Origin of the sequence: Streptococcus oralis, from assembly GCF_001075875.1 — a bacterium.
In the GTDB taxonomy this organism is placed as follows: Bacteria; Bacillota; Bacilli; order Lactobacillales; family Streptococcaceae; genus Streptococcus; species Streptococcus oralis_I.
On sequence record NZ_JUOS01000106.1, the window covers coordinates 1 to 14,294 of the forward strand.

Annotated in this window: 15 protein-coding genes, 1 other RNA gene and 3 pseudogenes; 2 read left to right on the plus strand and 17 right to left on the minus strand. The window is 38.3% G+C overall.

The window, feature by feature from the left end:
* Positions 1 to 88 precede the first annotated feature (88 nt).
* The 15 genes and pseudogenes from ADM33_RS06240 to tadA form a co-directional block, all read right to left on the minus strand.
* The gene (locus tag ADM33_RS06240) at positions 89 to 526 is read right to left on the minus strand and encodes a CoA-binding protein (RefSeq protein ID WP_049503826.1); all 438 of its coding nucleotides are present in this window, start codon (positions 524 to 526) and stop codon (positions 89 to 91) included.
* Positions 527 to 661: 135 nt separating this feature from the next.
* Positions 662 to 1,501: a class B sortase, LPKTxAVK-specific gene (gene srtB / locus ADM33_RS06245; protein WP_000091241.1), complete on the minus strand. Its 840-nt coding sequence runs from the start codon at positions 1,499 to 1,501 to the stop codon at positions 662 to 664.
* A gap of 74 nt (positions 1,502 to 1,575) precedes the next feature.
* Positions 1,576 to 2,217, minus strand: a complete 642-nt coding sequence (gene abpA / locus ADM33_RS06250) for an amylase-binding adhesin AbpA (RefSeq protein ID WP_049503827.1) — start codon at positions 2,215 to 2,217, stop codon at positions 1,576 to 1,578.
* A gap of 300 nt (positions 2,218 to 2,517) precedes the next feature.
* Positions 2,518 to 3,486 (minus strand): ribose-phosphate diphosphokinase, encoded by a 969-nt coding sequence (locus ADM33_RS06255; protein WP_000010179.1) that lies wholly within the window; start codon positions 3,484 to 3,486, stop codon positions 2,518 to 2,520.
* 216 nt (positions 3,487 to 3,702) lie between these two features.
* A complete protein-coding gene (locus ADM33_RS06260; protein ID WP_006147430.1) occupies positions 3,703 to 4,197 on the minus strand; it encodes a beta-class carbonic anhydrase in 495 nt (164 codons plus the stop codon).
* 162 nt (positions 4,198 to 4,359) lie between these two features.
* Positions 4,360 to 5,055 carry a TIGR00266 family protein gene (locus tag ADM33_RS06265; RefSeq protein WP_049503830.1) on the minus strand — a complete coding sequence of 232 codons (696 nt, stop codon included), beginning with the start codon at positions 5,053 to 5,055 and terminating at the stop codon, positions 4,360 to 4,362.
* Positions 5,056 to 5,126: 71 nt separating this feature from the next.
* The gene (radA, locus tag ADM33_RS06270) at positions 5,127 to 6,491 is read right to left on the minus strand and encodes a DNA repair protein RadA (protein WP_152906812.1); all 1,365 of its coding nucleotides are present in this window, start codon (positions 6,489 to 6,491) and stop codon (positions 5,127 to 5,129) included.
* 10 nt (positions 6,492 to 6,501) lie between these two features.
* Positions 6,502 to 7,017, minus strand: coding sequence for a histidine phosphatase family protein (locus ADM33_RS06275; protein WP_049503832.1), 516 nt, complete (start codon positions 7,015 to 7,017; stop codon positions 6,502 to 6,504).
* Positions 7,018 to 7,035: 18 nt separating this feature from the next.
* Positions 7,036 to 7,338 (minus strand): annotated as a pseudogene (locus ADM33_RS06280) (isochorismatase family protein); the annotation flags it as partial.
* Positions 7,334 to 7,468, minus strand: a pseudogene (locus tag ADM33_RS11250) (DNA repair protein RadA); the annotation flags it as partial. The pseudogenes ADM33_RS06280 and ADM33_RS11250, both read right to left, overlap by 5 nt.
* 51 nt (positions 7,469 to 7,519) lie before the next feature.
* Positions 7,520 to 8,011 carry a hypothetical protein gene (locus ADM33_RS06285; RefSeq protein WP_049503834.1) on the minus strand — a complete coding sequence of 164 codons (492 nt, stop codon included), beginning with the start codon at positions 8,009 to 8,011 and terminating at the stop codon, positions 7,520 to 7,522.
* 15 nt (positions 8,012 to 8,026) lie between these two features.
* Positions 8,027 to 8,566 (minus strand): histidine phosphatase family protein, encoded by a 540-nt coding sequence (locus ADM33_RS06290; protein ID WP_049503844.1) that lies wholly within the window; start codon positions 8,564 to 8,566, stop codon positions 8,027 to 8,029.
* Between the two features lies 1 nt (position 8,567).
* Entirely contained in the window at positions 8,568 to 9,011 is a 444-nt protein-coding gene (locus tag ADM33_RS06295) for a dUTP diphosphatase (RefSeq protein ID WP_049503835.1), read from the minus strand.
* A 214-nt stretch (positions 9,012 to 9,225) separates the two neighbouring features.
* Positions 9,226 to 9,323: signal recognition particle sRNA small type (gene ffs / locus ADM33_RS10660), an RNA gene on the minus strand.
* 32 nt (positions 9,324 to 9,355) lie between these two features.
* The gene (tadA, locus tag ADM33_RS06300) at positions 9,356 to 9,823 is read right to left on the minus strand and encodes a tRNA adenosine(34) deaminase TadA (protein WP_049503837.1); all 468 of its coding nucleotides are present in this window, start codon (positions 9,821 to 9,823) and stop codon (positions 9,356 to 9,358) included.
* 303 nt (positions 9,824 to 10,126) lie between these two features.
* On the opposite strand from tadA, the gene ADM33_RS06305 reads away from it, so the two are divergent.
* Positions 10,127 to 10,666, plus strand: coding sequence for a hypothetical protein (locus ADM33_RS06305; protein WP_049503838.1), 540 nt, complete (start codon positions 10,127 to 10,129; stop codon positions 10,664 to 10,666).
* Between the two features lie 480 nt (positions 10,667 to 11,146).
* Here the strand turns inward: ADM33_RS06305 and ADM33_RS06310 are convergent, their stop codons facing one another.
* Together ADM33_RS06310 and comW are read right to left on the minus strand one after the other, a co-directional pair.
* A complete protein-coding gene (locus ADM33_RS06310) occupies positions 11,147 to 12,433 on the minus strand; it encodes an adenylosuccinate synthase (protein ID WP_025171244.1) in 1,287 nt (428 codons plus the stop codon).
* A 231-nt stretch (positions 12,434 to 12,664) separates the two neighbouring features.
* Positions 12,665 to 12,901, minus strand: coding sequence for a sigma(X)-activator ComW (comW, locus tag ADM33_RS06315; RefSeq protein ID WP_049503840.1), 237 nt, complete (start codon positions 12,899 to 12,901; stop codon positions 12,665 to 12,667).
* Positions 12,902 to 13,204: 303 nt separating this feature from the next.
* Here comW and ADM33_RS11945 point away from each other — a divergent pair.
* A pseudogene (locus ADM33_RS11945) lies at positions 13,205 to 14,093 on the plus strand (IS30 family transposase).
* The last annotated feature ends 201 nt before the right edge of the window (positions 14,094 to 14,294 follow it).

The window sequence follows — 14,294 nt, forward strand, 5'->3', positions numbered from 1 at the left end:
GTGCTTTGAGCAACCTGCGGCTAGTTTCCTAGTTTGCTCTTTGATTTTCATTGAGTATAACACAAAAGGTAGCCCGCAAGCTACCTTTTTATTGTTCAAGAATTAAGCGTGTATGTTCTCTCTTAATACAACGGTTCATCACGATATCATCGCAACCTCCAGCACGCAAGATTTCTTCTGCTTCTAGACTTTCAAGTCCTAGTTGCGCCCAGAAAATCTTAGCATCAGCCTTGAGAAAATCTCGTGCCACATCTGGTAGAAACTCACTACGACGATAGACATTAACGATATCTACAGGGAAAGGAATATCAGCTAGACTGGCATAAGCCTTTTCTCCCAAGATTTCCCCACCTGCAGCCTTAGGGTTTACTGGTATGATTTTATAGCCACGAGCCTGCATTTCCTTTGTCACTCGATTGCTAGTTGTTTCCTCACGGTCAGACAAGCCCACTACTGCTAGAGTCTTACTGGTTTCTAGATACTGACGGATTACGCCATCACTTGGATTGATAAATTCTTGAGTCATAAAAATCCTCCTTTTTCATCAGTATAGCATATTTTGAAAGGGTTTGCAGAAATTTACTATAAAATCAAAAAATCCTCCCAAAATTAAACAATTTCATTTAATTTGAGGAGGATTCATAAAAATTTTATTTAAAGATTATTCTCTTGTTGGTTTATACTGAAGGCTTTCTCCATGTTGTTTGACAAAGTCACTCATCTCTGAGTCAGGAATTTGTCGAAGGTAGAGATTGGCACGAATCGTATCATCTTCTTCACGACAAGTAGAAAGAACAAGATATTTATCCTTAGCTGATACCTTAACATTTGGTTTCTTAACCTCTGCAGTATCATAAATAGTAGTTAGCTGTTTCTCAAAATCCGCATCATCATCAAAAGAAGTACGGTAAAAAGCTGTTTCTTCTGGAACAATAATCATAGCAACAGCTTCATAATAATACTTTCTCTCTGGAGTTTCAATGACTACATAAGGATGTTCATCAAAATATTCTTGACGACTGAAATAATTCACATCTTTAAACATACGATGATCAGGAACTTTACTACCACGAGCGTGACCAAATAACCAAGTCAATCGATCACTAAAGTCCTTCTTGTTATCAGCGTCCATAAAGACTGCCCCCATTAAAGGCTCGTTAACGCCATCAAAGCGCTTATCTAAATAAGTCGCATTATCCGTTGTTTGAACAACTGGTTCATCCAACTGTGTGCCAGGAATATATACATAACCAACTGTTTCAGAGTTTGTTGCGAGCAAGCCTTTAAACTTATTAGCGAGATATTCTTTTTCTTCTTGGCTAGCAGTATAGGTTTGCTTTGGAGCTTCCTGAGTAACCTTTGCATCATTTTGTTTATTCTCTGTCGGAGCCAGGAAGCTTTTATAGATAAAGAAGCCTCCCAAAGCAACGATAGCTACTGCAACGATAGAAGCAATTATTTTAGTAATTGGTGATTTCTTTGTCGTAGAACGTCTACTCATCTTTTCCTCCCTCATTTTTTACCAAAAAAATCACTGAAACCAAGTTTCAGTGATTGGCTACTTTTTAAATAAAATTATTTAGCAGCGTGTGTTTTTGGAAGAGCTTTTTGACCTGCTTTAGCATTTGCGCCAGCTTTTTTAGCTGCTTCGTCAGCTTTTTTAGCTTGGTCTACAGCACCTGGTTTACCTGGTTCTGGAGTAGCTGATGGGTTAGTTGCATCGTTGCTTGCTCCTGGACGTTTACCAGTGTTGTTTTCGATATCATCAGCGATACGAACATCATTTGGTTTGTTGTCTTCAACACCAGTTGGGTCGTTCCAGTAGTTACCTTGAGCTTTAGCTGCGTTACGGTATGTTTCTTGCAAGTATTGGATTGCACGGTTACGTTGTGAATTTGTTGCGTCAGCCAAAACTTCTTCAAGTTCAGCTTTAGCAGCTGCTACAGCTTTTTCATGAGTATGACCAACGATTGCTTCAGCTTTAGCAAGTGCTGCACGAGCTGCAATCACTGAAGGTTCTTTTTCAACAGCTGCTGCGATATCTTCTGGGTGAGCTGCTACGTATGCATTAGCTTGATCTGCAATATCACGTTCAGAAACATATTTCTTTTGGATCAATTGGTTAGAAGAAGCTGGGTTTTCTCCTTGTGCAAAAACTGGAGCTGCTGCTGAGAATACTGCAAGAGCTGCTACTGATGCCAATAAAACTTTTTTCATTGTTTTATCTCCTCTTTAAGTTTAATTTTAATTATAAGGATAATCCTTATTACCTCAAATTATATCACATATATTAGAGTTGTCAAGCTTTTTCTTAAAGTATTTTTAAAATTTCTGGTAAAAAACGAGTAAAATTTATTATATTCTTAAAAAACAAGCAATATTCTCGAAAGATTAAGGAAAAAAATGGACTAAAAAACGAACAATTAGTGAAATTTTCACATTTTTCTGATCTAATTAAGAAAACTCCCAACAAGGACTTTCACTTTGTTAGGAGTTTTGTCTGATCCAACGAATTCGTTAGATTTTTTTCTCAATACTAAATAATGGAGATAGAGGACGTTTTTCATGGATACGGATGATAGCATCTGCCAAGAGATGAGCGATAGAGATTTGCTCAATCTTATCAATTAAACGCTCTTCTGGTAGGTAGATGGTATCCAAAACAACCAATTTTTTAATAGCTGATTTTTGGATATTATCCATAGCAGGTCCTGAAAGAACTGGGTGCGTACAGCTTGCATAAACTTCGACAGCACCAGCTTCTGCAAGAGCATCCGCCGCATGGCAAATAGTTCCAGCTGTATCGATCATATCGTCAATCAAGATACAAGTCTTGCCTTCTACCTTACCAATGATGTTCATCACTTCACTGGTATTCATCTTGTCCACGCTACGACGTTTATCAATAATGGCAATCGGAGTTTTCAAAAACTCTGCTAATTTACGAGCACGAGTCACCCCACCATGGTCCGGACTGACAACCACATAGTCAGAACCAACCATGCCACGACGCTCAAAGTAGTCTGCAATTAAAGGAGCACCCATCAAGTGATCGACAGGAATATCAAAGAATCCCTGAATCTGTGCAGCATGCAAGTCGATCGTCAACAAACGATCCACTCCAGCCACTTCTAGCATATTTGCCACAAGTTTTGAAGTGATTGGCTCACGCGCTCTCGCTTTTCTATCCTGACGTGCATAGCCATAGTAAGGCATAACAACGTTGACAGATTCTGCACTGGCGCGTTTCAAAGCATCTACCATAATCAAAATTTCTAGCAGATTGTCATTTACAGGTGAGCTAGTTGATTGTAGGATAAAGACGTGTTTTCCACGGATCGATTCTTCGATATTAACTTGAATTTCTCCATCTGAAAATTGACGTACGGTTGATTTTCCCAACTCTATCCCAATCTCTTGCGCCACACGCTCTGCCAATTCTCTATTTGAAGAAAGGGCAAACAGCTTTAAATCAGAAAAAGACATGATTTCCTCCAGTATTTATGTATCACTTGTGTTTTTTCACAACATTTTTCCAACTACCATTGTAGCGCTTTTTTCTCTATTTTTCAATAAAAAATAAGACAAGAGTGGACATTTATCCCCTTGCCTTGTGCTCATTTATATTCCTTATATTCAAGCAAAAATGTGACAACTTAGACATTCTATCTCATGGGAAGATAGGAACTCACAAAGGAAAAGTTAGTATACCTCTCTCATACTGCCTGTATCTACATCATAAACAGCCCCTGAAATAACCACATCATCTGGAATCAATGGGCATTCTCGAAGTAACTGCATATCCTCACGAACACTCTCCTCAACGTCTTGAAAAGGGAGAAAATCTTGACCCGAGACATCAACCCCTAATTCAGTTTTTAAATGTTCTTGAAACTCTTCGTTTTGAAATGTCTGAGCACCACAGTCTGTATGATGAAGAACCACAATCTCTCTTGTTCCCATTTGTTGCTGAGAAATCACGAGTGAGCGAATCATATCGTCTGTCACTCGACCGCCCGCATTCCGTAAAATGTGAGCATCTCCAAGTGCTAACCCCAAAGCTTGTGCAACGTGCAGACGTGAGTCCATACAAGTCACAATGGCTACTCTTGTTTTCGGCTTGATTGGCAGATTTAACTGCCCATGCAGGGCAACATAAGCCTGGTTGGCTTGCATAAACTGTTCAAAATACGACATGACAACACACTTTCTTACTTTTAAGATAATTTGAACACCAAATTATTTATCTTCTATCTTACCATCTTTTCTTTGTCTTGTCAGCTGTCAACCTCCTTATTAAAAAACCAGGACAGAAACATCCAGCTTCTAGCTTGGGGTTTCTGTCCTAGTTTTTTATTATTATGAACCTTTTTGAATATACTTGTTAAGAGAGCCTGCAAAGCTTTGAAGATTGAGACTTTGTACATAGACCTCACCGGTACCTCGGAAGGTATTCACCACTCCTTCGCCTGTACCAATAGACTGCCAGAAGCCATTTTCTAAGTGGATATGATAGTCCAAAGATTGACTCCAAGCTACCACATGGGCATTGTCGATGGTTATTTCTTGGTTTTGTAGCTCAATTTTCTTAATAGAGCCAAAAGCATTGGCCAAAAGAGTTCCCTGACCTTGAGTAGTCATTACGAAAAGACCACCTTGACCTCCGAAAAGTGCTTTCCCAATAGATTGGTGCTCCATTGTATAGAAAGCCGTCCCATCAAGAGCCAGAAAAGCCCCATCATTCAATCGATACTGCTTTTCACCTAGTTCAAGAGCAATCACTTGACCAGGAGTATCTGGTGCTAAAGCAAGATATCCGTTGTCAGACTCTGCAATAGCTTGAGTAATGAAGGTACTTTCACCAGAAACCATAGAACGTCCCACGGCTTTGACAAAACGCCCCAAACCAGAACCACTCGCATTAAGTTGGGTATTGAGGCTGACATTAGGTGTGTGGTAAACCATGCTACCGCGCTGGATAAAGACTGTTTCTCCTTGGTTGAGCGATAACTCTACCAAAGGAAATTGCATTTGACTATCCATAGAAAATTTCATCAGAAATTCCTCCTTGTTTTTAATAAATATTGGCTATAAAGTGTTTTGCAATCTAAAACTGAGTAAGACTATTAGGAAAATACTTTTTTCAAGACTTCTCCGATAGTCGTCACTCCAATCACCTGAATTTCCTTAGGTGGTTTGATTCCAGTCAAGGAATTTTTCGGTACATAGATTTTTGTAAATCCAAGTTTAGCAGCTTCATTGATGCGTTGCTCGATACGATTTACACGCCGAATTTCTCCAGTCAAACCTAATTCTCCTACAAAACATTCCTGAGGATTGGTTGGCTTGTCCTTATAGCTCGAAGCTATAGCAACCGCAACTGCCAAATCAATAGCAGGCTCATCCAATTTGACACCACCAGCAGATTTGAGATAAGCATCCTGATTTTGGAGAAGCAAACCTGCCCGTTTCTCCAAAACAGCCATAATCAAGCTAGCACGATTGAAATCAAGGCCTGTTGTAGTCCTCTTGGCATTACCAAACATAGTCGGTGTTACCAAGGCCTGAACCTCCGCAAGAATAGGACGGGTTCCTTCCATAGTCACCACGATGGACGAACCAGTTGCTCCATCTAAACGTTCTTCTAGGAAAACTTGACTAGGATTGAGCACCTCAACCAAGCCACCTGATTGCATCTCAAAAATCCCAATTTCATTGGTCGATCCAAAACGGTTTTTGACCGCTCTCAAAATACGGAAGGTATGGTGGCGTTCCCCTTCAAAGTAAAGCACTGTATCCACCATATGCTCCAACATCCGAGGCCCAGCCAAGGTTCCTTCCTTGGTCACATGCCCGACAATAAAGATAGCGATGTTATTGGTCTTGGCCAGCTGCATGAGCTCGGCCGTCACCTCACGCACCTGAGACACAGAACCTTGAACTCCAGAAATCTCAGGAGACATGATGGTCTGGATAGAGTCGATGATAAGAAAGTCTGGTTGGATTCGCTCCACCTCAGCTCTCACGCTCTGCATATTGGTCTCAGCATAGAGATAAAACTCACTATCAATATCCCCCAAGCGCTCTGCACGGAGTTTGATCTGTTGAGCAGACTCCTCACCACTGACATAGAGAACTGTCCCTACTTGAGACAGCTGGGTTGAGACTTGTAAGAGCAGAGTTGATTTCCCAATTCCTGGATCCCCGCCGATAAGAACGAGACTCCCTGGCACCACACCTCCACCAAGAACTCGGTTGAACTCCTCCATTTCAGTCTTTGTTCGATTGACATTGATGGAGGTCACTTCAGCCAGTTTCATAGGCTTGGTTTTCTCCCCTGTCAAGGACACACGCGCATTCTTGACCTCTGCAACCTCAACTTCCTCAACAAAAGAAGACCAAGACCCACAGTTAGGACAACGTCCCAGATATTTAGGGGAATTATACCCACAATTTTGACATACAAATGTCGCTTTTTTCTTTGCGATGATAAACCTCTTTCTATATCTCTATCTCACACTCAATCACTTGGCAAAAATCAACCTTCTCATCTGGTACAAATTGGCTCATGAGCATGCGATGGGCTACAACTACCACAGTTTGATGTTCCCGATACTTAGCCATGCATTCTAGAAAACGAGACTTCATCTCTACAGCTGTCTCATATTGAACAGGAGAATTTGGGAGCAACTCCCCCTTGTTTTCTAAAAACAGACATCTAGCTGTTTCAAAGTTCTCTATACCTGTTTCATAAACCTGCCATTCATGCAATAATGGCTCTACCCTCAAAGGAAGGCCAGTAGCACAGGATACATAAAAAGCCGTTTCTAAAGCTCGCGTCACTGCAGAAGACACCAGGATATCAGCTGAGCCAAACAAAGGATTTTTGCAAAGCTCCTGAGCTTGTTGTTTTCCTTTCTCAGATAAGGGTGCCAAATCTATCCCGAATCCAGTATAGGAACGCTCCTCTAACTCACGGTAATTTGGCTCCCCGTGACGGATAAAAATAATTTTCATATTAAGATCCCCATAAAACTATCCAATCTTGATTCCGAAATCTTGCCACTGCTTCAGTGTTTTAGAGAATTTCTTCTGGTTGGCAACTCCGACAGCAGACAAATCGACAGAAATCTGATAATTCTCCTTGGTAGCTGCCAAAACGGAAGCCTTAACACAGCCATTGCCATCTACCCCTATAAACTCTATGCTTTTAGCACCGTTTTCCTCTAAAAAATCTTTTAAATCTGGATTAGTAAAACAAGAAGCCCGACGCTTCTCAAAGATACGAGAAGATACAAGCAACAAGCCGGTCGCAAATTTCTTCTTTCTGTCTTTTCTCCCCCGTCAAGGACACACGCGCATTCTTGACCTCTGCAACCTCAACCTCCTCAACAAAAGAAGATCAAGACCCACAGTTTGGACAGCGTCCTAAATACTTTGGTGAATTATATTCACAATTTTGACACACAAATGTCGCTTTTTTCTTAGCTATAATTCTAATCCTCTTATTCTTTTCACGTCAGCAACTATCTTGTTTCAGAACAGTAAGGCCACCATCATCCGCATGGACATAATACCGACCATCAGGACTAAATCCAAAAATATAGGGTAAATAACCTTTATAAATTTGACTTTTAGCTTCCTCATCTTTCCCCCAATAAATAGTTAAAATGGGATACTCTTCAGATTGGTCTTTATCCATTGTCACTCTGATGTCTTTGCCATTATCCAGAGGGAGATTTTCACCGTATTGACCAGCGATAGGGATAGGTGAATCATATCCCTCACACATGGCTACTAACTCTACCTCATCATAATCTCCATCTATCGGTGTTACTTGCCCATTTTCGCTGTCAATGATTGACATGTAGTCTGAAGAAATGCAAAGAATTTTATGATAGTCATAAGGGAGAAATGCTAGGTAAAGAAATCCTCCAATACTGATCTCATAAATCTTCTTATACCCTAGACAATTCTCGGCAGTAAAAGCTTGAAAATCCTTATAGCTCATTCATTATTCTTCTTTCTATATCTCTATCTCACACTCAATCACTTGGCAAAAATCAATCTTCTCGTCTGGTACAAATTGGCGCATGAGCATTCCGTGAGTTACAATGATAATAGTTTTATAATTTTTATATTTTTCCAAAGCTTTTAAAAAACGATGACGCATCTCTAGATCAGTTTCATAGCGATAAGGAGAATCTTCAGATAAAACTCCTTGATGTTTTAGATAATATTCATGAGCTACCAATACACTAGTTAAATCAGAGTTAGTGCCATCTAAGTCTGGACGCCACTCATGAAAAAACGGCTCTACAAATAAGTCCAATCCTGTTTCAACTGCTATATAATGGGCTGTTTCTAAAGCCCTCGTCACAGACGATGAAATAATAATCTCTGCCTTTCCAAAACATGCAGTTTTAGCAACTTCTTTTGCCAGACTGCGACCTTTTCCTGTCAATGGTGCTAAATCACGACCAAAACCACTATATAGTTGCGGATTTTCAAGTTTATCAAGCATACTATAATCTGGCTCTCCATGACGTACAAAGATAATCTTCATCTTAGTGCCCAGTTGATCCAAATCCACCAGTACGAACTCCGTCTGCCTCGTCTCCATCTGCAATCAAGAAAGGTGCAAAGACAGCCTGAACCACACGTTCCCCAACTTCAAGAACAACCTCTTGGTCTGTGATATTCTTCATCTGCGCAAAAATATGTCCTTCATTCCCAGGATTTCCATAATAATCCCCATCAATAACCCCAACTGAGTTAATTAAAACCAAGCCCTTCTTACGAGGATTAGAAGAACGATCATAAAGATAGAGTACCTCCATCGGCTGCATATAGGCCTTGACCCCAGTTGGGACGAGGACGATTTCTCCTGGTGCAATGACTGTACGCTCCGCAACCTTTAAATCATAACCAGCCGCATGCGCTGTCTCACGCTTTGGTAGCAAATTTTCATCTGTAAAACTAGAAACTAGTTCAAAACCACGAATTTTCATAATCTTCTCTTTTCTATTATCGTTTATTCTAGGCTATTTTATCTTATTTATTCGAAAAAAGCACGAAAAATCCTCTATATGAAAAAAGAAAAGTGTCCTATCAAAAAGCAAACAATAAAATCATACAAAAAAATTTAAAGATATTTCAAATGTCCCTTATTTTCCCTTTTATTAACAAACTCATTCCTATTTCGCCATACTTAAACTATTTTCTTTAAAGCACAAAAAAAGAGCACACAATTCACATCGCTTAGGGCTGCTGGATTCCTCCCCTGACCCGCTTCACGCAGAACTGTTGCTCCATTAGTTATTATACCACATTTCCAAAGATTTTAAAAGAGAAATTATTTTTTCCGTCGATTTCTGAAAAATTCCTGCATAATGCCTGCACATTCACTCTCTAAAATACCTGTTTCAACCTCTACACGATGATTGAGGCGCTCATCTGTCAAAATATCATACAGACTTCCAGCTGCACCAAATTTCTGATTTTTAGCCCCATAAACTACCTTAGGGATACGAGCAAGCCCAATCGCCCCACTACACATAACGCAGGGCTCTATAGTCACAAAAAGTGTGCAATCCAACAAACGCCAGCTCTCTTCCCTCAGATTCGCATTCTCGATGGCCATAATTTCCGCATGCATGACTGCACGTTGCAACTCCTCACGTGCATTGTGCCCCCGACCAATGATTTCTCCATCCTTTACAATTACACAACCAATTGGAATTTCATCATGCTCTAAAGCAATCTCCGCCTCCTTTAAGGCCTCTCTCATAAATGCTTCTTTTTCTTCAACTGTATAATCCATAACATCTCTCTTTTCTCGCCTATCAATTCTATCATTATAGCATGTTTTCCTAGACAAAAAAAGAGCTCTATAATATTTGCAGAAACCAACTTTAGATAGTATTCAATCTCTGGTTTGTAGAAATAATGTTATAAAAAGAGTATAATAGTAGCAAAATTTAGAGAAACACTAGAAATCATGAACTGAGAGTAATGGAGACAACTGATACAGAATGTCCAGATTTGTCAGAAGATTTTTAACTATAAGTCTCCAAGAGATGATTATCCTGAGATTTAAATAATAAACAAGATGAAAGGGTAAATAATGAAATTAGAATTTTTACAGGATGAACCAAAACTTACCTTGATGTTTCCATATAAAGATACATTTAATAGAGTAGGGGGACCATCCATGATATCTATATCTGTTATGATTCTCTGGATTCTGAAGCGTCTGATGACTTACAATACTGATTTTGCAGACAAGATTGTTATGGCGGTAGCGCTGATTTATGCTCCCCTCCTTATATGGTTTATGGGGTATTATCTCTTCATAAATGGAGTAAAATTAGAAATTTATAAAAACAATATTGTTCAGTATTATACCTATAGCAGTAGAGGCCACAGCCTATTACATTATCAATTTGGACTTCAAGATATCGAACAAATAACCATTAAAAAGCGTCCTTTTAATTGCGTAAAGTTAAGCATAAAAATTAGAAATCCTATTTTTTTAGAAGGACATGAAAAAAAACTAAATAAGCTAGTCAGTGTCAGTATCATCACAGACAAACTAAAAGCAGATGCTTTTATGCACGAAATGAAGCAATTTCAAAGTGATAAATCAGATAATCAAGTAAGCTGATTCAGAAAAAATTCAAGTTTGTCTAACTTACAAATTCTCAAGAAAATAGTTCACTGAAGAGGCTGGGATCAGAAATCCCAACCTCATTTTTTCTTAGTTATGCGCCTTTGATGTGATGGCAAATTGAACGTTTTGTTGGTATTTGAGAATTCAAAAAGCTTCTTTTACCAAAACTTCTTTTCTCCATTCACAACCTTAACTAATTTACCAAAATGTTGAAAACTCGTAGATCTGGGGCTACCAAATCAAGACTTAATCTAGAGATTTAATACCCACTGTTTTTTCTTCATATGCTACTTTCAAGAAGACACCCAGATAGGACTTAAAAACTGACAAAAAAAGTCACCGAATGCGGTGACTTTATAGGGAGATTATTATGAAAAAGAAAAGTTTAGGATATTTGTTACAACAAGTTAGGAGGTCTTCTTGTAACTGTCTATAGTATAGCTGAACTATCTTAAACAAATCTTAAAAAATCTCTTATGACCAAACACTTTCTAAAATATTTGTTTGTTCACGACCAGGACCTACTGAGAAAGTAGAGATACGAACGCCAACCAATTCGCTAACACGACGAACATAGTTACGTGCATTTTCAGGAAGATCTTCCAAAGTACGTACTCCAGTGATATCTTCTGACCAACCTGGTAATTCTTCATAAATAGGTTTACAACGTTTCAATTGTTCAAGACTAGCTGGATAGTAGTCAATGCGTTGACCGTCAAGATCATAAGCAACACAGATTTTAACTGTATCCAAACCACTCAAAACATCGATAGAGTTCAAAGATAAATTTGTAATGCCAGAAACACGGCGACTATGACGCATCACAACTGAGTCAAACCAACCTACACGACGTGGACGACCTGTTGTAGTACCATACTCATGACCTACTTCACGAATGCGTTCTCCCACTTCATCAAACAATTCAGTTGGGAATGGACCATCACCAACACGACTTGTATAAGCTTTACATACACCTACAACCTTGTCAATCTTGCTTGGACCAACACCAGAACCAATTGTCACACCACCAGCAACAGGGTTTGAAGAAGTAACAAACGGATAAGTTCCTTGGTCAATATCTAACATGACCCCTTGTGCACCTTCAAAAAGAACACGTTTGCCATTATCAAGTGCATCATTCAAGATAACAGAAGTATCTGTTACATATTGCTTGATTTGTTGGCCATACTCATAATATTCTTCAAAAATATCATCAAATGAAATAGGTTCGCTATCATACAATTTTACAAATTGACGATTTTTCTCAGCAAGATTGCGTTCTAAACGTTCACGGAAAATCTCTTTATCCAAAAGATCTGCGATACGGATTCCAACACGAGCAGCCTTATCCATATAAGCTGGTCCGATACCCTTGATAGTAGTACCAATTTTATTTTCACCCTTAGCTTCTTCTTGCAAACGGTCTAACTCGATGTGGTACGGCAAAATAACATGCGCACGATCAGAAATACGTAGATTATCTGTTGTAACACCTTCATCATGAAGATAGCTCAACTCTTTCACAAGTGACTTAGGATTTACAACCATCCCATTCCCAATGACAGAAATTTTTTCAGGGAAGAAAATTCCTGAAGGAATCAAGTGCAACTTAAATTTCTTTCCATCGATCACAATTGTGTGACCAGCATTATCGCCACCTTGGTAACGTGCAATCACTTCTGCATTAGCTGAAAGGAAGTCTGTAATCTTCCCTTTACCTTCATCACCCCACTGGGTACCTACAACAACAACTGAAGTCATAATCTTGTCTGAGCCCTTAGGCTCTTCCTTTCTCACATACATGGCAGGAATCTCACCTGCAATTATATCTTACAATTTATTATAATAAAGATTCTCAATTTTTTCAAGACCAAAGACCAGAAACATTAGGGAATTAAAGAAAATTAGAAAATTAATATTAAAAAAATATTGTAAATTTATATTATGAAAAGAAAAAACTATAAAATCGTTCGGAAATATGAAAATTATAAATTATCCCCCAACCCAGTCATTTGAAATCAATAACTGTTCAATGTACAAACGGTAGCAAGCTCTATAGTGGTAAGAAAATAAAGGATGCATAATATCAAGCTTGTACCGAACTAAATAATATAGTAAAAATCGAAGATGAAAAACTTCCCATTCTAAATCATTATCTACTAAATAACTATATTCCTTTTCAATAACATCATAAAAATCAAGATATTGTTCATAAATCTGTTCAATCATTTTATTTGACTCCATTTCTATTGATAAAATGAGTATAACAAAAAAATAGAAGAACCAGGGAAGATACTTCTATCATGTACTATAATGAATATTCAAATAAATAACAGATAAAAAAATTAACAAATCAGGTGGACAATCCTACATTTCAAAAAAAGATCTAAAATTTCTGTAATGAAAAAAATACTGTAGGAATTATGCTAGTATACTTTATAATTCCAATTTGTAAAATTAAACTAGACAGAAAAAGCCATTTTTGTTAGGCTCAGATAAACTACCACATTTGTCTGATAGGAACTAACATAAATAACCTATATACATCTTACCACAAACGAACTCGTAATGATAAAGGCTTACTTTCAAGAAAACATAAAAGTTTTAGATATTGCGAACTCACTAGGAAGATCAAAACAGACAATCTACAATGTCATCAACTATCTGAAAGAGGGGCACTCTGCTTATGATTACTATAAGCGATATAAAGTCAATAAGAATCGCTGTGGCAAGAATAAAACAAGTCTTTCGCAAGCAGAAAAAAACTTTATTCAAACTCATTTAGAAGTAGAAGCTGGAGCCTTGATATCATTAACAGAGCTCATCTAGATAGGATTTCTTATTCTATGAGAACTCTCTATCGACTAGCAGACCGCGGTATTTTTAAGAAAGAGGACCTCCAGAAAAGCAAATGATCATAGCGAAAAATAAGGAAAACAAGCGTTCGTAGAGATTTACGTGAGAGAGCAGACAGTTATCCCGATTTTAAGACGGAATTCGGTCATCTAGAAGGGGATACAATTGTGGGAGAAAAGCACAAAAGTGCAGTTATTACCTTAGTAGAACGCTGCTCAAAATCATCATCGCACTGAAAACCAATGGACGGAGAGCAAGTGATATTGAGACTTCTATTAATCAATGGTTGTCTCAAGTCCCTAGCCACCTTTTTAGGTCTATAACTTTTGATTGTGGGAAAGAATTTTCTAATTGGAAATCTATTTCCAATGCGCATGACATTGATATTTTCTTTGCGGGTCCAGACTGTCCTGGTCAACGGGGGCTCAATGAACATTCTAATGGCTTATTAAGAAAAAATGGAAAACCGAAACAAACGGATTTTACTAATATTTCTGAACATTATTTATCAGCTATCGCTGATAAAAGAAATAGAATGCCTAGAAAGTCTTTTAAGACCTATTAAAAGGAATAAAAATTACTTAAAATAAAACACTCAAATCTAACAAACTTATAAAAGATATTAAATATTAATAAAAAGCAAAATTAAAAAGGATCAAGATGACCCCTGAAAGATAAAAAAAGACGTCCCTCGGAACGTCTACATACTCCGCCAGTAGGACTCGAACCTACGACATCATGATTAACAGTCATGCGCTACTACCAA

Coding starts and splice junctions, on each gene's coding strand:
- ADM33_RS06295 (WP_049503835.1), bottom strand. CDS start 9,011: ATGAAAATTCGTGGTTTTGAACTAGTTTCTAGTTTTACAGATGAAAAT.
- ADM33_RS06275 (WP_049503832.1), bottom strand. CDS start 7,017: ATGAAAATTATTTTTATCCGTCACGGGGAGCCAAATTACCGTGAGTTA.
- ADM33_RS06255 (WP_000010179.1), bottom strand. CDS start 3,486: ATGTCTTTTTCTGATTTAAAGCTGTTTGCCCTTTCTTCAAATAGAGAA.
- ADM33_RS06310 (WP_025171244.1), bottom strand. CDS start 12,433: ATGACTTCAGTTGTTGTTGTAGGTACCCAGTGGGGTGATGAAGGTAAA.
- ADM33_RS06285 (WP_049503834.1), bottom strand. CDS start 8,011: ATGAGCTATAAGGATTTTCAAGCTTTTACTGCCGAGAATTGTCTAGGG.
- ADM33_RS06305 (WP_049503838.1), top strand. CDS start 10,127: ATGAAATTAGAATTTTTACAGGATGAACCAAAACTTACCTTGATGTTT.
- tadA (WP_049503837.1), bottom strand. CDS start 9,823: ATGGATTATACAGTTGAAGAAAAAGAAGCATTTATGAGAGAGGCCTTA.
- ADM33_RS06240 (WP_049503826.1), bottom strand. CDS start 526: ATGACTCAAGAATTTATCAATCCAAGTGATGGCGTAATCCGTCAGTAT.
- ADM33_RS06290 (WP_049503844.1), bottom strand. CDS start 8,566: ATGAAGATTATCTTTGTACGTCATGGAGAGCCAGATTATAGTATGCTT.
- comW (WP_049503840.1), bottom strand. CDS start 12,901: ATGATTGAACAGATTTATGAACAATATCTTGATTTTTATGATGTTATT.
- ADM33_RS06265 (WP_049503830.1), bottom strand. CDS start 5,055: ATGAAATTTTCTATGGATAGTCAAATGCAATTTCCTTTGGTAGAGTTA.
- ADM33_RS06260 (WP_006147430.1), bottom strand. CDS start 4,197: ATGTCGTATTTTGAACAGTTTATGCAAGCCAACCAGGCTTATGTTGCC.
- srtB (WP_000091241.1), bottom strand. CDS start 1,501: ATGAGTAGACGTTCTACGACAAAGAAATCACCAATTACTAAAATAATT.
- abpA (WP_049503827.1), bottom strand. CDS start 2,217: ATGAAAAAAGTTTTATTGGCATCAGTAGCAGCTCTTGCAGTATTCTCA.